10 protein-coding genes, 1 pseudogene and 1 riboswitch are annotated in these 16,516 nt (G+C 69.4%); of the genes and pseudogenes, 3 read left to right on the top strand and 8 right to left on the bottom strand.

The genetic code is table 11. The features are described from left to right. Nucleotide 1 precedes the first annotated feature (1 nt). A complete protein-coding gene (locus tag SBI67_RS09875; protein ID WP_318980350.1) occupies nucleotides 2–1,261 on the bottom strand; it encodes a YeeE/YedE thiosulfate transporter family protein in 1,260 nt (419 codons plus the stop codon). Between the two features lie 347 nt (nucleotides 1,262–1,608). On the opposite strand from SBI67_RS09875, the gene SBI67_RS09870 reads away from it, so the two are divergent. The 3 genes and pseudogenes from SBI67_RS09870 (at nucleotide 1,609) to SBI67_RS09860 (ending at nucleotide 6,314) form a co-directional block, all read left to right on the top strand. Next, a complete protein-coding gene (locus SBI67_RS09870; RefSeq protein WP_318980507.1) occupies nucleotides 1,609–2,241 on the top strand; it encodes a MerR family transcriptional regulator in 633 nt (210 codons plus the stop codon). A gap of 53 nt (nucleotides 2,242–2,294) precedes the next feature. Next, nucleotides 2,295–2,393, top strand: a riboswitch (glycine riboswitch). A gap of 144 nt (nucleotides 2,394–2,537) precedes the next feature. Then, nucleotides 2,538–5,363 (top strand): aminomethyl-transferring glycine dehydrogenase, encoded by a 2,826-nt coding sequence (gcvP, locus tag SBI67_RS09865; RefSeq protein WP_318980349.1) that lies wholly within the window; start codon nucleotides 2,538–2,540, stop codon nucleotides 5,361–5,363. An 85-nt stretch (nucleotides 5,364–5,448) separates the two neighbouring features. Continuing rightward, nucleotides 5,449–6,314 (top strand): annotated as a pseudogene (locus tag SBI67_RS09860) (alpha/beta fold hydrolase). Here the strand turns inward: SBI67_RS09860 and SBI67_RS09855 are convergent. The 7 genes from SBI67_RS09855 to SBI67_RS09825 form a co-directional block, all read right to left on the bottom strand. Next, entirely contained in the window at nucleotides 6,311–8,215 is a 1,905-nt protein-coding gene (locus SBI67_RS09855; RefSeq protein WP_318980348.1) for a hypothetical protein, read from the bottom strand. The pseudogene SBI67_RS09860 and the gene SBI67_RS09855 overlap by 4 nt on opposite strands. A gap of 57 nt (nucleotides 8,216–8,272) precedes the next feature. Then, nucleotides 8,273–10,471, bottom strand: coding sequence for a malate synthase G (locus SBI67_RS09850; protein ID WP_318980347.1), 2,199 nt, complete (start codon nucleotides 10,469–10,471; stop codon nucleotides 8,273–8,275). A 61-nt stretch (nucleotides 10,472–10,532) separates the two neighbouring features. Continuing rightward, entirely contained in the window at nucleotides 10,533–11,900 is a 1,368-nt protein-coding gene (locus SBI67_RS09845) for an alpha/beta hydrolase (protein WP_318980346.1), read from the bottom strand. 36 nt (nucleotides 11,901–11,936) lie between these two features. Beyond that, the gene (locus SBI67_RS09840) at nucleotides 11,937–13,121 is read right to left on the bottom strand and encodes a lipase family protein (RefSeq protein WP_318980345.1); all 1,185 of its coding nucleotides are present in this window, start codon (nucleotides 13,119–13,121) and stop codon (nucleotides 11,937–11,939) included. After that, nucleotides 13,118–13,996 (bottom strand): 3-methyladenine DNA glycosylase, encoded by an 879-nt coding sequence (locus SBI67_RS09835; RefSeq protein WP_318980344.1) that lies wholly within the window; start codon nucleotides 13,994–13,996, stop codon nucleotides 13,118–13,120. Before SBI67_RS09835 ends, SBI67_RS09840 begins: the two co-directional genes overlap by 4 nt. Beyond that, nucleotides 13,989–15,038: a hemolysin family protein gene (locus SBI67_RS09830; protein WP_318980343.1), complete on the bottom strand. Its 1,050-nt coding sequence runs from the start codon at nucleotides 15,036–15,038 to the stop codon at nucleotides 13,989–13,991. Before SBI67_RS09830 ends, SBI67_RS09835 begins: the two co-directional genes overlap by 8 nt. After that, entirely contained in the window at nucleotides 15,031–16,401 is a 1,371-nt protein-coding gene (locus SBI67_RS09825; RefSeq protein WP_318980342.1) for a hemolysin family protein, read from the bottom strand. Before SBI67_RS09825 ends, SBI67_RS09830 begins: the two co-directional genes overlap by 8 nt. Nucleotides 16,402–16,516 lie beyond the last annotated feature (115 nt).

Raw genomic sequence — 16,516 nt, 5'->3', positions numbered from 1 at the left:
CCTAGAACCCGGACGTACTTCCCGCCGGGTGATGGTGTTTTGCCGCAGTGACCGACCACGGCGCGTCCCGGTAGACGAGTCGGGCCGTGACGACCATCGCACCGAGCATCGCGACCGTGAACAGCCACGAGCTCACCGACAGTTGGATACCGCCGCTGAGCGTGTGTCCGCTGGTGCATCCACCGGCCATTCTGGCGCCGAACAGTGTCAGGAACGAGCCGGCGAACACCGCAGCCGCGCGGTTGCCGCGCCGAGCGCCGAACCGGTGTCGCCAGGACGGCGGAACGACCGGACGGAATCGGGCGAATCGGCCGCTGATGAAGCGAGCGGAGATGAAGGCCCCGGCCAGCACCCCGAGGTCGCTCAGCGGTTCCCAGCCGATCCCGGCGATGACCTGGCGGGAGTAGGTGAAGTGCGGCATGAACAGCTCGCCGACCACCCACGAGTACGTGGTGGACTGCCCGAACGGCTGGCGGAGAAAGATGGACAACACCACCAGCACGGCCACGCCGGTGGCGACCGCCGCGGTCGTGCGGCTGAAGAACGCCGGATGCGCGACCCGGTCGCCGGAGACCCGCTTGAACCACCGCCGACGGCGTGCGTCATCGGCACCTTCGTAGAGGTAACCGATGGTGTCACGCGTCATGAGGCGATCGAACTCGGTGGGCGACGCGCCGCGAAGGGTGCGTAGGCAGCACCGTTCACCTCCGCGGAAGCGCGGCAGGTAGTTCAGGAGCACAAAAGCCAGCGCCGCGTACCCGACCGCGATCGCCAGAAGCCGTCCCGGGGTCTGCGCGTCGAGGCGTTCGCCCGCGACCAGGCCACCGTAGTTTGCGGTCGTCGTCAGCCAGTGGCCGACCGGTGTTCCGAACACGGCCGTCCACGCTGCCGCGCCGAGCAACCCGCCGGGAATCGCGGCCAGCGCGTCTCGCCGACCCTCGCCGAGGGCGATGAGCGCGGTGCCGGGGAAGTAACCGCTGATGGCCGCTCCGCTGCCGAACAGCGCCCCACCTGTCACGACGCCGACGATGTAGAGGGGTTTGGGGGCCAGGTGCATCGGCACGCCCACCGCATGCAGGCCGTAGAGCAGCACCGCACCCACGGCGGTGACGAACAGGAAGCAGCCGAGCAGTAAGCGGTCGACCAGCCGGGCCGTGCGAATGATGGTTTCCGGGTTACCGATTCCCCACAGGCCGGCGACGATGCCGAAGGCTACGCCGATGGGCAGAGCCACCCAGAGCGGTGCGGTGACCCCGCTCATGCGATGCAACCGGATCCGGCGGTGCGATGACGAGATGACGACATAGATCCACTCATACCCCGCGGGGTATAACGTTGTCACTGTGATGCCGGCCTGCTGCCGTGCGGGGATCTTCGACCAGGCAAATCGTCCAGATCACGGATACGTCTCGTGACTCCGACACGCGGGTCGTGTGTGGGGCGACCGCGGAACGGGCAGCCATACTTTCAACGACGACGAGCAGTAACCGGACAGCGTTGGGCGTATGCTCGACACATTCGAAACTGGGCGAATGAGGCGTGGGAGCAGGCCCCCGCGCAGGTCATACAGCCGGAATCGATCGGCGGAGAGGATGGACTGTGGGCGATATGCCACGCACGCCACATCAGGGGGAGTTGGATCTGTCCACCAGCAGTGGCCCGGCGGCCGGTCAAGTCCCGGTGGCCGGCGGCGTCGGTGAGCCCGTCCAGGCAGGTCTGTTCCCGGACGACTCGGTGCCCGACGAGCTGGTGGGCTACCGCGGACCGAGCGCCTGCCAGATCGCCGGCATCACCTACCGTCAGCTCGACTACTGGGCGCGCACCTCACTGGTGGTGCCGTCCATCCGTGGTGCCGCCGGTTCCGGCAGCCAGCGGCTGTATTCCTTCAAGGACATCCTGGTCCTCAAGATCGTCAAGCGCCTGCTCGACACCGGCATCTCGCTGCACAACATCCGCGTCGCGGTCGATCACCTGCGCCAGCGCGGTGTGCAGGACCTGGCCAACATCACCCTGTTCTCCGACGGCACCACCGTCTACGAGTGCACCTCGGCTGAAGAGGTCGTCGACCTGCTCCAGGGTGGACAGGGTGTCTTCGGTATCGCGGTCTCTGGTGCGATGCGCGAGCTGACCGGCGCCATCGCCGACTTCCCGGGTGAACGGGCCGATGGCGGCGAATCGATCGCCGCGCCCGAGGACGAGCTGGCCTCGCGCCGCAAGAACCGCGACCGCAAGATCGGCTGACCCCGCCGCCCCCGCGCAGCTGGCGGGATCGGTCGGTAGACTGACTCCCGCATCGCCCTTGCGCGGGAGAGTTCCGTGACGGCCAGTCACGGGCGCCGAAGGAGCAACACCTCTCCGTCAACCTCTCAGGCACCCCGGACCGCGCACGGCCCCGATGCCTCTGGAAAGTGGCGCGTTCCGCGCGTCCGCCCATGGGGAAAGGTCTTCGGGCCGAATCTCTCAGGCGCCCCGACAGAGGGAGAGGACGCGTCCTTTTCGCGCGCGTCCCGCGCCCGCACCCCAGGGGAGAGCAACTCGTGTCTGTCAATTCCGGCTTCGCCGATCGCCACATCGGTCCCGATGCCGCTGCGATCGCCAGGATGCTCGAGGTCATCGGCGTCGACTCTCTCGACGAACTGGCCGAGAAGGCGCTGCCCGCGGGCATCCTCGACGCCGTCTCCGGCGCCGGCCTGGCGCCAGGTCTGGATCTGCTGCCCGCACCGGCCACCGAGGAGGAGTCGCTGGCCGAACTGCGGGCGCTGGCCGACTCCAACACCGTCGCCGTCTCGATGATCGGGCAGGGCTATTACGACACGCTGACCCCGCCGGTGTTGCGCCGCAACATCCTTGAGAACCCGGCCTGGTACACCGCCTACACCCCGTATCAACCCGAGATCAGCCAGGGCCGGCTAGAAGCGCTGCTCAACTTCCAGACCATGGTCAGCGATATGACCGGGCTCGACGTGGCGAACGCGTCCATGCTCGACGAGGGCACCGCCGCCGCCGAGGCGATGACGCTGATGCACCGCGCGGTGAAGGGCCCGTCGAACCGGCTGGCCGTCGACGCCGACGTGTACGCCCAGACCGCCGCGGTGCTGGCCACGCGGGCCGAACCGCTGGGCATCGAGATCGTCACCGCCGACCTGCGACAGGGCCTTCCCGATGGTGACTTCTTCGGTGTCATCGTGCAGCAGCCCGGGGCCAGCGGCGCACTGGTCGACTGGACCGACCTGATCGGACAGGCGCACGAGCGCGGTGCGCTGGTGGCTGTCGGTGCCGATCTGCTGGCGCTCACGCTGGTGGCCCCGCCCGGGGATATCGGCGCCGACGTCGCCTTCGGCACCACCCAGCGGTTCGGTGTGCCGATGGGCTTCGGCGGCCCGCACGCCGGCTACCTGGCGGTGCACACCAAGCACGCCCGGCAGCTGCCCGGCCGCCTCGTCGGGGTCTCGCAGGACGCGGACGGAAACGCGGCATATCGGCTGTCCCTGCAGACCCGCGAGCAGCACATCCGCCGGGACAAGGCCACCAGCAATATCTGCACCGCCCAGGTGCTGTTGGCGGTGATGGCCGCGATGTATGCCAGCTACCACGGCGCCGACGGGTTGACCGCCATCGCGCGCCGGGTGCACGGCCGCGCCGCCGCGATCGCCGCCGCGCTGGGTGATGCGGTGGTGCACGACCGGTTCTTCGACACCGTGCTGGCCCGGGTGCCCGGCCGCGCCGACGACATCGTGGCCGCGGCCAAGGCCCGCGGCCTGAACCTGTGGCGCGTGGACGCCGACCACGTGTCGGTGGCCTGTGACGAGGCCACCACCGAGGCACACGTGGCGGCGGTGCTGGAGTCTTTCGGGGTGGACGCCGCCGAACCGGCGGGCGCCGATATCGCCGACCGCGCCAGCGGGTTCCTCACGCACCCCGCCTTCACCCGGTACCGCACCGAGACCGCCATGATGCGGTACCTACGGTCGCTGGCCGACAAGGACCTGGCGCTGGACCGGACGATGATCCCGCTGGGCTCATGCACCATGAAGCTGAACGCCGCCGCGGAGATGGAGCCGATCACCTGGACCGAGTTCGCCCGCCAGCACCCGTTCGCGCCGGCGTCGGACACCCCGGGCCTGCGTAAGCTGATCGCCGATCTGGAGCAGTGGCTGACGGCGGTCACCGGGTATGACCGGATTTCGTTGCAGCCCAACGCCGGATCGCAGGGGGAGTACGCCGGTCTGCTGGCCATCCAGGCCTACCACGCCGACCGCGGTCAGGGGCAGCGCGATGTCTGCCTGATCCCGTCCAGCGCGCACGGCACCAACGCCGCCTCGGCCGCCCTGGCCGGGATGCGCGTGGTGGTGGTGGCCTGCCGCCCCAACGGTGACGTCGACCTGGACGACCTGCGCGCCAAGATCGCCGCGCACGCGGAAAACCTTGCCGCCCTGATGATCACCTACCCGTCCACGCACGGGGTGTACGAACACGACGTGGCCGAGATCTGCGCCGCGGTCCATGACGCCGGCGGCCAGGTGTACATCGACGGGGCCAACCTCAACGCGCTGGTCGGGCTGGCCCGGCCGGGCCGGTTCGGCGGCGACGTCAGCCACCTGAACCTGCACAAGACGTTCTGCATCCCGCACGGTGGCGGCGGTCCCGGGGTCGGTCCGGTGGCGGTGCGCTCGCACCTGGCGCCCTACCTGCCCGGGCATCCGCTGGCCGAGGAACTCGGGGACGCGCTGACGGTGTCGGCGGCGCCGTACGGGTCGGCCTCGATCCTGCCGATCACTTGGGCCTACATCCGGATGATGGGTGGCGCGGGTCTGCGCAGGGCGTCGCTCACCGCGATCGCGTCGGCCAACTACGTGGCCCGCCGGCTCGACGAGTACTACCCGGTGCTCTACACCGGCGAGAACGGCATGGTGGCCCACGAGTGCATCCTGGACCTGACCACGATCACCAAGGCCACCGGCGTCACCGTCGATGATGTGGCGAAACGGTTGGCCGACTTCGGCTTCCACGCCCCGACGATGAGCTTCCCGGTGGCCGGCACGTTGATGGTGGAGCCCACCGAGAGCGAGAACCTGGACGAGGTGGACGCGTTCTGCGATGCCATGATCGCCATCCGAGCCGAGATCGACAAGGTCGGATCCGGGGTGTGGCCTGCAGAGGACAATCCGCTGCGCGGCGCCCCGCACACCGCCGAGAGCCTGCTGGTCGACGAATGGTCGCACCCGTACACCCGCGAGCAGGCCGCCTACCCGCTGGGCAAGGGCTTCCGGCCCAAGGTGTGGCCGCCGGTGCGCCGGATCGACGCCGCCTACGGTGACCGCAACCTGGTGTGCTCCTGCCCGCCCGTGGAGGCGTTCGCCTAGCTTCTTCGCCGCGAACGTCGACTACCGCTCGACTTTCCGTGCGGTTGTAGCGCGATAGTCGACGTTCGCGGGCTAGGGTCGGCGCATGCTGTCGCCGATCGTGCAGGAATGGCGCGACGGCGGCGGGTTCCTGGATACCGCAGCCGGTCGGGTCTTCGTGCGCTCGTCGCCGGGTGACGGTCCGACGATCCTTCTGCTGCACGGCTTCCCGTCCAGCTCGTTCGACTACCGCGAGATCGTTCCGCGGCTGGCCGGCCGTGCCTGGCTGACGCTGGATTTCCTCGGCTTCGGGTTGTCGGACAAACCTCGGCCGCATCGCTACTCGCTGCTGGACCAGGCCGATCTGGTCGAACGCGTGGTGAACGCGAGGGCACAGGGGCCGGTCGTGCTCGTCGCCCACGATATGGGCACGTCGGTGGCCACCGAGCTGCTGGCCCGCGATATCGAGGGCGGGTTGGGCTTCGAGCTGCAGCGGGTCGTCCTGACCAACGGCAGCGTCATCCTCGAACGTGCCAGCCTGCGCCCCGCCCAGAAGCTGTTACGCAGCCCGCTCGGACCGGTGCTGTCCCGGCTGACCAACCGGTCCGGCTTCATCCGCGGCTTCGGCCGGCTGTTCAGCGCGGCGCATCCGCTCAGTCCGGTCGAGGCGCAGTCGCAGTGGGAGTTGTTGTCCTACAACGGTGGACATCGCATCGCCCATCTGCTGTGCGCGTACCTGGACGAGCGGGTGCGCTATGCGCGGCGCTGGCACGGCGCCGTGGCCGACTGGCCCAAGCCGCTGGGCTTTCTGTGGGGCTGCAGGATCCGGTGGCCACCGTCAACGTGCTCGACGGGCTCCGCGAACTGCGGCCCGCCGCCGCGGTCACCGAACTGCCAGGCGTCGGGCATTATCCGCAGGTCGAGGTGCCGGATCGGTTCGCCCGCGGCGTGCTCGACCTGCTGGGTGGTTAACCCAGCAGGGTGGCCAGTGCGGCCGCCAGCTCAGGGCCGGCCGAGTTGGCCACGTTCTGGTACTGGCCGCCGCTGGCCTGGGCAACCGCCTCCCAGGTGGCGCGGTCGGAGTCGGCGCCGAAGTCGATGACGTTGACCGCCACCGGCTTGGCGGGGTTCGCCGCCCCCTTGATGTAATCCACCAGCCCCGGCCCGCTGAGGCTCTGGTCGGTGTGCGGGCCCGCCGTGATCACCAGCACCGAATTGGTCTGCCCGTCCCGGAAAGCCGTCAGCGCATCGCCGTAGACCAGGCGCAGCGTGGTGAACGACACCGCCCCGCCACCGGAGGCGCTCTGACCGTCCAGGCTGGACTTGAGCGCCGCCGATCGGGGCTGCCCGGCCACGGGGTCACCGAGTGGCCCGGTGCTGACCTCGGATCGGCCCGCCACCCCGTCGAACGTCCACAAGCCGACCGCCGCTGTGGGCGGAAGCGCCTGCAGCCGGGCGTTGAGGGCGGTGACGACGTTGGCCAACCGGCTCTTGCCGCCCTCGTCGGTGGTCATCGACTGGTCCAGCATGATGGTGACGGTCTGGCCCTGCGCCGGTGCGGTCAGCCCGGCTGCCATGGTCGCCCTGGTCTCGTTGTCGCCCACCGACAGCGGCTGTCCCAGCGGCGCGAAATCGGTCACCGGGCTCTGCGGTGCCTGCACGCCGTCGGCGCGGAAACCGGCCTTGGCGAATTCGGCCAGCTGCTCGGGTTTGCGCATGAACCGGTCGAACTCGCTGGCGGCACCGATCTGTTCCTGCGACAACCAGTCACCGCTGAGCAGCACGGCCGGATAGTCGGCGATGGCGACCGCACCCGGCGGTGTCCACGAGGTCAATTTCTGTGCGGCATCGGCCAGGTCGGCGCCGCGCTTGAACAGCTGCTGTTCGGTGGTGACCACGGCGTGCACCGGGGCGGCCGCCGGGTCGGCGGCGTTGACGAGCGCGTCCAGTGCCGTCGCGGCGTTGGTGTCGGCGAGCTTGGGTTGACCGGCCAACAGCGATTGCACGGCGTTCACCCCGGCGGTGGCCGGGGCCCCCTGCGGAGCGGATGCGGCCGCCACCGCCTCGGCGGCCAGATAGGTCGCATCGGCATTACCGCCCAGCGGCAGTGACAGTTTCAGCGAGCCCCAGCCCGGCAGGTTCAACTCGTCCAGTCCGGTCGGGTTGTTCTGCAGTGTGGGCAGTGTCGACCAGTTCTGCTCGGCCAGCGCCGCTTTCAGTTCGGGACGGATGGCCAGCAGCACGGGGGAGGTGACCAGCGGCCGGCTGTTGCTCACCGTCTTGGCGCCGGCGGCGCTTTCCAGCCGAGCCTCCGAGACCGTGCTGGCCGGGATCCACAACGCCGGGCGGTCACCCAGATCACCGGGCCACTGCCCGACGAAACCGTTCACCACGGCATCCGAATCTGCAGGCCGGACGGCAACTTTCACACACTTGTCGCCGACAGGGGCAGCGGTCTTGCTGTAGTTGTCGGCCAGCGTGCGGACCTGGTCGGCGATGCTCGGGTCGGCCAGGACCGCGACGGTCACCTCACCTTCGACGCAGCGGGCCGAGGCCTCGTGGCTGCGGCTGGACAGCGCGTCGCCGAAGAAGCGCCACAGGATGAACGCTCCGACCACCACGACGACGGCGACCAGCGCGACGATGACCGCCGGGCTGACCTTGCGCCGGCCCGGAGTGATCGCCCGGTGACTACCGGTCCACTCACCGGAATCCCAGGCGCGCTGGGATCCCGTCGTCGACAACGCGCGGGTGGGCGGCTCGTCATCGGCCGGTTCCTCGGTTTCGGGGGGTTCGGCCCCGTACCCGAAACGACGCCGTGCATCGTCGTCGTCGGCGGGATCATCCGGTCCGGGAATGCTGTGCCTGCCCATCCCTCACCTTCGTGCTCGTCGTGTCGCCCCCACGTTGCCCGTCGCGCCGGAATCAGGCTACTGGGCGGCGGCGCGGGCCTTGAACTCCCGACGGCGCCGATGCAGGATCGGCTCGGTGTAGCCGTTGGGCTGCTGGGCGCCGGCCAGGATGAGTTCCTGAGCGGCCTGGAACGCGATGCTCGCCTCCGGGTCCGGAGCCATCGGCAGGTAGTCGGCATCGCCGGCGTTCTGCTCGTCGACCACGGCAGCCATCCGGCGCAGGCTGGCCTTCACGTCCTCCTCGGTGATCACCGCGTGCCGCAGCCAGTTGGCCAGCAGCTGGCTGGAGATGCGCAGGGTGGCGCGATCCTCCATCAGGGCGACGTTGTGGATGTCGGGCACCTTCGAGCAGCCGACACCGGCGTCGATCCAGCGCACCACGTAGCCGAGGATGGACTGGCAGTTGTTGTCCACCTCCTCGCGGATCTCCTCAGGGGCCCAGGCCAGCTCGCCGGACAGCGGGATGGTGAGCAGCTCGTCGACGGTGGCGCGGGTCTTGCCCTGCAGTTCGGCCTGCACGGCGTACACGTCGACCTGGTGGTAGTGCATGGCGTGCAGCGTGGCCGCGGTCGGCGACGGCACCCACGCGGTGGTGGCGCCCGCCTTGGGCTGGCCGATCTTCTGCTCCACCATGTCGGCCATCAGATCGGTCATCGCCCACATGCCCTTGCCGATCTGGGCGCGGCCGGACAGCCCGGTGGCCAGACCGACGTCGACGTTGTTGTCCTCGTAGGCCTTGATCCAGGGCTGCGACTTCATCGCACCCTTGCGGATCATCGGCCCGGCCTCCATCGACGTGTGGATCTCGTCGCCGGTGCGGTCCAGGAATCCGGTGTTGATGAACACCACCCGGTCGGCCGCGGCCTTGATGCACGCCTTGAGGTTCAGCGTGGTCCGCCGTTCCTCGTCCATGATGCCGACCTTGAGGGTGGCCTCCGGCAGGCCGAGCACATCCTCGACGCGGCTGAACAGCTCGCAGGTGAACGCCACCTCGTCGGGACCGTGCATCTTGGGCTTGACGATGTACACCGAACCGGTGCGGCTGTTCTGGTAGGGGCCGTTCGCGTCACCGGTCTTCAACCCGTGCATGGCGATCAGGCTGGTGAACAGCGCGTCCTGGATACCTTCGGGGATCTCTTTGCCTTCGGCGTCCACGATGGCGTCGTTGGTCATCAGGTGCCCGACGTTGCGGACGAACAGCAGGCTGCGGCCCGGCAGGGTGAGCTCACCCTCGCCGTCCGGGGTGGTGAAGACGCGGTCCGGGTTGAGCACCCGGGTGAACGACTTACCGCCCTTGCTGACCTCTTCGGCCAGGTCGCCCCTGTTCAGCCCGAGCCAGTTGCGGTAACCGAGCACCTTGTCCTCGGCGTCGACGGCGGCCACGGAGTCTTCGAAGTCCATGATCGTGGTGATCGCCGACTCCAGCACGACATCCTTGATGCCGGCCTTGTCGGTGGCGCCGACGGGCGACTGCGGGTCGACGAGGATCTCGATGTGCAGCCCGTGGTTGGCCAGCAGCACCGACCAGGACGGGGAGCCGAGTTCGCCGGTGTAGCCGACGAACTGATCGGCGTCGGCCAGTCCGGCCTCCAGGCCGTCGCCCAACGTGGCCACCAGCCGGTGCTCGTCGTCGATGCGCAGACCGGTGATCTCCGACCACGAGCCCGAGGCCAGCGGTGCCGCCTCGTCGAGGAAGTTGCGGGCGTAGGCGATCACCTTGTCACCGCGGATCCGGTTGTAGCCGGTGCCCTTCTCGGCGCCGTCGTCCTCGCTGATGACATCGGTGCCGTACAGCGCGTCGTACAGCGAGCCCCACCGGGCGTTGGCGGCGTTGAGGGCGAAGCGGGCGTTGAGGATCGGCACCACCAGCTGCGGGCCGGCGGTGCTGGTGATCTCGGCGTCCACCCCCGAGGTGGTGATGGTGAACTCTGCGGGTTCGGGCTGCAGATAACCGATTTCGGTGAGGAAGGTCTTGTATCCGGCGGCGTCGAATTCGCCGATCACCCTGGCCCGGTGCCACTTGTCGATCTGCGCCTGCAGTTCGTCGCGGCGGGCCAACAGGTCCTCGTTCTGCGGGGCCAGGTCGGTGACGACCTTGTCCACACCCGCCCAGAAGCTGTCGGGGTCTACGCCGGTACCGGGCAGCGCCTCGTTGGTGATGAAGTCGTGCAGCACCTTGGCGACCCGAAGATTCCCGACGGTCACGCGCTCGGTCATATTTCCTCCCTTGAACGTCGACCGAGTTTACCCGTGGGTAACTGCACTCAGATCGGTGGTGTCACGGTGTTGCGCCGGGTAGCGGAACGGCCGGCGCTTGCGGCGTCCCCAACCGTCCGGCCAGCCACGGCAACGCCTCGGCGAATACCCGCGCCGCGGTGGCCAATCCGTGGTCGCCGTTGTCCGGGACCACGGCGCACTCGATGCCGTAACCGCTGGCCATCGCGCATAGGTGCTGGGCCACCGCGCCGTGTTCGGTGTCCAGTGAGTCGGGGTCGACCGCCGCGGGCGGCGAATCGGCTGGGGCGCGGTAGGTCGGCTGCCCCGGGCCCGACACCGCGAACCAGGCGGCGATCCCGTCGTAGCGGCCGTGCTTGGCCATCACGGTCTGCGGATCGAAGGCCAGGTAGGCGTCCATGTCGCCGCCGAACAGCCGCGCCACGGTCTGGCTCTTGGAGCCCGCGTTGGGCCCGATCTGTCCGTCGATGTCCAGGAACGTGGTGAACAGGTCGGGGTGCATGAGCGTGGTGGTCAGCGCGCAGGTGCCGCCGGCCGACCAGCCGGCGAAACCCCACTGCGCGGGTTGCACGCTCGCACCGAAATGGGTGGTGACATACGGCACCACGTCGCGGGTGATGTGATCTGCTGCATTACCGCGCGGACCGTTGACGCATTCGGTGTCGTTGGTGAAATCGCCGCTGGTGTCGATGAATACCAGGATGGGGGCGTTACCGCCGTGCGCCGCGGCGAACGCGTCGGCGGTGGCTCGGGCGTTGCCGGTGGTGGGCCAGTCGCGCGGGGTGCCGAACTCACCGCCGGCCATCACCACCGCGGGCAGCGGCGGGGGCGGGTCGCTGGCGAACCAGGCCGGCGGCAGATAGATCAGTTCGTCGCGATGCCGGAACCCGGACCCACCCGGCCCGTCGCTGGGGATGGTGACCGACACCACGACGCCGTGCGTGGGACGCTCACCGCGACGCACCATGTCCCGCAGCGTGGCCTCGTCGACCTGATTGGCCAGCTGAGCATCGGTGACCCGATCGGAGACCGCCCCCACCGTCGGCAGATAGTCGGTCCAGGCGTTGACGGTGATCGCGACGCACAGTGCACTCAGCGGGACGGCCACCAGTGTGGCGCCGCGTCGGGCCCAGCCCGACCCGCGCCAGCCGGCAACGGCCAGGACCACCGTCAGGCCGGTGGCGGCGATCCACAGCCACAGCGCCGGACCCGCCGGCTCGTCGGCGAGGGCCTGGTATTCGACGAACCAGTACGCCAGGCCGGCCGCCGCGGCACCGCAGGCCAGGCCCAGCGGGACCCAGCGCAGCCAGAACCTGCTCGACGCCCGGCACAGCACGACGATGATGACCGCCACCGTGATCGCCTGGACGGCGATCGGTAGCCAGCCATGCGTCAACGCCCACCCGGTCACGTCCCCAACATAGCCTGAGCTGCGCGGGGTTCCGGTTCACCGCGGGCAATCGTTCTGGGCAGCAATCGAATTGAACCGGTCGGTGATCCAGCCGACGGCCTTGTCAGGGTCGCCTTCGGCCTGGATGCCGGTCGCCACGATGTCACCGAGTTCACATGCCCGGGCTACCGCGCGATCGGTCCACACCTGCGGTATCAGCCCGCCCGGCCGGTCGGCGGTCACCAGCATCGGCGCCGCGGTGGGGCCCTGCGGCAAGGCGGTCTTCTTCAGGTAGCCGCGCAGCGCGTCGACCGCGTCGGGCGTCGAGGGCCGCAGATCCGCCGCCGTCATCTCGGCGAGCACCCTGGCGCGCTCCGCAGAAGATCCGCCGACGCAGCCGCTCAGGGCATCCCAGTTGGCCTTGAGCACCCCGTGCCGATAGTCGTCGATGCGGAAATCGGTGTACTCGTTGGCCAACGCCGACAGGTACTGATGCAGGGTCAGCATCTGCTCCTCGGTCAGGGTGCCGGCGGCCGCGGCGTCGGCCAGTCCCTCGACGGCGGCGGTGGGCGCGGCCGCCACCACACCGGCCAGTTGCGTCGAGCCGCCGTAGTCGGCCGCCAGTTCGTTGGCCGCCCATACCGCCTGGCCACCCTGCCCGGTGCCGTAGCCGACCCACCGACCGGCCAGGCCCGGCACCAGTTTCCCGGCGGCGCGCACCGCGTCGAGCACGTTGTAGCCGGCGGTGGTGGAATCCAGGAACGGGTGCGGGGCGTCGTCGAGACCCAGGCCCTGGTAGTCGGGGACGGCGACGACGTACCCGGCGTCGAGGAAGGTCTCGACCGTCGGCGCCAGCCCGCGCAGGGTGGGAGAAAGTGAAGGCGCGCAGGGTGTTTCGCTGCCCGTGTTGGGGTGTCCCAGTACGACCAGCAGCCAGCCACCCGGCGGTGGGGCGCCGTTCGGGACGAACACGGTGCCGCTGACCTTGACCTGGGTGTCGCTGATGCCCGACGTGGACAGGTAGACGACGCGGGCGGCGACCGACGTCTTGGCCGCCAGGTCGGGATCGAGGTGCTCCAGCGCGTTGGCCGACACCAGCGTGCCCGGCCCGGAACCGCCGAAGTCGCCGGGCAGCGCGGGGCCGAAGGTCGGTGCGGGGGTGGCCGCGGGCCGGTCGGCGCAGCCGCCCACCAGCGCGCCCACCGAGACCAGCGCGGCCAGCGCGGCAAGTGTGCGTCTCACCGAATCGCCTTCGCGGCCAGCAGCCGGCGGCAGTGCTCGCCCAATGTCGACCTGAGCTCACGTGCGCGCCGTGCCACCTCCTGCTGCTGCCGTACGTAGGTAGTGCGTCCGGCCGCGGTCTCGACTTCGATGGGCGCGATGTCGAACTCGCTCAGGTCATACGGACTGGCGCGCATATCCAGCAGCCGCGCGGTCAGCGCCAGGTCGAGACAGTCCATCAGGAGTTCGGAGGCCACCAGCGGGCCGAGCTTGTAACACCACTTGTACAGATCCATGTTGGCGTGCACACAGCCGGGCTGCTCGTGGCGCAGCTGGGCGTCGCGGCTCAACGGCTCGGCGTTACGCCCCACGGCGGCATCGGTGAAGAACCGGTAGGCGTCGAAATGGCTGCAGCGCAACGGCATCGACTCCAACACCGTGTCGGTGCCGGCCGGGCCCAGGCGCAGCGGTACGCCGCGGTGGCGTATCTCGCGAGCCCGGTACACCATGGCCCATTCGTGCATGCCGAAGCAGTTCAGCCGGGCGGGCCGTGCGGCGGTGGCCGACAGCAGCTCGGCGATGAAACCGACGGTGTCCAGCCGGGTCGCCAGATGGTCTGGACCCACCGTGACGGTCGACCCGCGCCGCCGGTAGCCGGTGCGCCGCAGGAACTTCTCGGCCGCCGCGCCCTCCAGCGCGGTCCCGTACCCGGGGTGCCACTGGGCCAGCTGGCGCGGCTTGAAGCTGTAGTAGGTGAACAGGAAGTCCCACACCGGGTGAGGCTGGCCGGCCTGTGCCCTGACGCGGTGCGGGCCGAGCACCCGCTCGGCCCGCTCGGTGTGCCGGCGTTCCCGTTCGGTCCATTCGGCCTCCGGTAGGACGACGAGGTCAGACACGGTGGGTTCCGTCGCGGACGGTACCGACGAGGTCTTCGACCAGATCCTCCAGCGCGACCATCGCGGTGATGTTGTCGCCGGTGGTGACCAGGGCCAGGTGGCTGTTGTTGCGGCGCATCCGGGACAGCGCCTCCGGCACCGGCAGCGCGGCGGGCACCTTGATCAGGGGGCGCACCATGGTGGCGTTGAGCACCGCATCCGGGTCGTCGACCAGGGCCAACACGTCCTTGATGTGCAGGTAGCCCAGCATGGCGCCGTCGGGATCGGTGACCGGGAAGCGTGAGTAACCCGTCTCGGCCAGCGCGCTCTGCACGGCGCCGACGGTCGGCCCGGCGCCGGGCCGGGCCGCCGGTATGGCGCGGATCCGGCTGAGCGGGATCGCGATATCGGAGACTTTGCGGTCCCGGATCTGCAGCGCCCTGGTCAGCCGGGTGTGCTCCTCGTGGTCGAGCAGGCCCTCGGACCGGGATTCGGCGATCATCTCCGACAATTCGACGGTCGAGACCGCGACGTCGAGCTCGTCCTTGGGTTCCACCCGCAGCATCCGCAGCGTGGAGTTGGCCGCCCAGTTGTAGAACGCGATGAACGGTTTGGCCAGCCGGATGTAGGCCAGATACGGCGGCACCAACAACATGGCGGCGGTCTCCGGGCCGGCGATGGCGATGTTCTTCGGCACCATCTCGCCGAGCAGCACGTGCAGCGTCACCACCACGGCCAATGCCACCACGAACGAGACGGTGTGCAGCACCGTCTGGTCGACACCGAGCAGCGCGAACGGCTTCTCCAACAGGTGCGCGACGGCGGGTTCGCCGACCCGGCCCAACAGGATCGAGCAGATCGTGATGCCCAGTTGGGCGCCGGCCAGCATCAGCGACAGGTTCTCCGCCGCGTGCATCACCGTGACGGCCCGCTTCTTGCCCTGCTCGGCGAGGGCCTCCAACCGGTCGCGGCGTGCCGAGATGAGCGCGAACTCGGCACCGACGAAGAACGCGTTGGCGCCCAGCAGCAGCACCGTGAGCGCGACGGCCAGCAGATCACCCATCGTGGCGCTCCCCGTCGGTGCGGTCGGGCTGGTGGCCCAGCTCGGTCAGCTCCAGCAGGTCGATACGACGGCCGTCCATCCGCAGCACGGTGGCCTGCCAGCGGACTGGGTCGTCGACGCTGTCGGGGTCGAACGCCCGCAACTCCACCGTCTCGCCGACCTCGGGGATGTGGCCGAGTTCCTGCAGGACCAGGCCGCCGATGGTTTCGTAATCCCCGTCGGGGGCGCGAAACGGCGTCTCCGAGTCGACCTCGTCGATGCGCAGCAGCCCGGAGACCTGCCAGCCGGAGCGGACATGCACCACATCGGGGGTGGCGTCGTCGTGCTCATCGCGGACGTCGCCGACGATCTCCTCGATCAGGTCCTCCACGGTGACCATGCCCGCGGTGCCGCCGTACTCGTCGACGACCATGGCGGTTTGCAGGCCGTTGGCCCGGATCTGGGTCATCACCGAGTCACCGTCCAGGGTGGACGGCACCTTCGGAACCGGCAAAGCCAGCGTGGCCAGCCGGGTGCGGGACCGTTCGGCCAGCGGTACCTCGAACACCTGCTTGACGTGCACCATGCCGATGGTCTCGTCGAGGTCACCTTCGACGATGGGGAACCGGGAGTGTCCGCTGCGCATCGCCGCCTCGATCAGATCGGCCACGGTGTCGTCGGCCTCCAGCGTCTCGATCAGTGACCGCGGGGTCATGAGTTCCTCGGCCGAGCGTTCGCCGAACTGCAGGGACCGGTCGACCAGCACCGCGGTGGCCTGGTCCAGCGATCCGCTACGCGCGGAGTTACGCACCAGTGAGACCAGCTCCTGTGGGGAGCGGGCCGAGCGCAGTTCCTCGGCCGGTTCGATGCCCAGCCGGCGCAGGATCCAGTTGGCGGTGCCGTTGGTCGCGTTGATGACGGGGGTGAGCAGCTTGGCGAAGTACCACTGCGGCGGCGCGGCCACCCGGGCGGTGGGCAGTGGCTTGGCCACGGCGAGGTTCTTGGGCACCAACTCGCCGAAGATCATCGACACCGAGGTGGCGATCAGCAGCGCCAACACCAGCGCGATGCCGTCGATCATGGTCGCCGGGACGCGGATGGCGGCCAGCGGGGTGTGCAGCAGCCGGGCCACCACCGGCTCGGCCAGGTAACCGGTGGCCAGGGTGGTGATCGAGATGCCGAGCTGGGCGCCCGAGAGTTGGAACGACAGGGTTCGGTGCGCCTTGCGGATGAACTCGTCGCGTTTCCCGCCGGTGCGGGCATTGGCCTCGACGGTGCTGCGCTCCAGTGCCGTCAGCGAGAATTCGGCGGCCACGAACAGGGCGGTGCCCGCGGTCAAGGCGATGAACGCCAGCAGGCTCAGAAGGGTGGTTGCGAGGCTCATCGCGCACTCACCACACGGATGCCGGGCCGCGAGCCCGGCCGACTAGGGGAGGGGTCGGCGTCGCCGGACTCACCGTGGTTTTCCACGGGTGCCTGTGGCACGGGATCCCTTTCGC

Origin of the sequence: Mycolicibacterium chengduense, assembly GCF_033741155.1 — a bacterium.
Taxonomy (GTDB): Bacteria; Actinomycetota; Actinomycetes; order Mycobacteriales; family Mycobacteriaceae; genus Mycobacterium.
Note: the sequence above shows the minus strand (reverse complement) of the source record. Positions and strands in the feature narration are given on the sequence as shown.

What these genes read in the sequence shown, in the direction of transcription:
- SBI67_RS09875 (WP_318980350.1), bottom strand. Translation starts at nt 1,261, where the DNA reads ATGAGCGGGGTCACCGCACCGCTCTGGGTGGCTCTGCCCATCGGCGTA.
- SBI67_RS09870 (WP_318980507.1), top strand. Translation starts at nt 1,609, where the DNA reads ATGCCACGCACGCCACATCAGGGGGAGTTGGATCTGTCCACCAGCAGT.
- SBI67_RS09855 (WP_318980348.1), bottom strand. Translation starts at nt 8,215, where the DNA reads ATGGGCAGGCACAGCATTCCCGGACCGGATGATCCCGCCGACGACGAC.
- SBI67_RS09850 (WP_318980347.1), bottom strand. Translation starts at nt 10,471, where the DNA reads ATGACCGAGCGCGTGACCGTCGGGAATCTTCGGGTCGCCAAGGTGCTG.
- SBI67_RS09830 (WP_318980343.1), bottom strand. Translation starts at nt 15,038, where the DNA reads ATGGGTGATCTGCTGGCCGTCGCGCTCACGGTGCTGCTGCTGGGCGCC.
- SBI67_RS09825 (WP_318980342.1), bottom strand. Translation starts at nt 16,401, where the DNA reads ATGAGCCTCGCAACCACCCTTCTGAGCCTGCTGGCGTTCATCGCCTTG.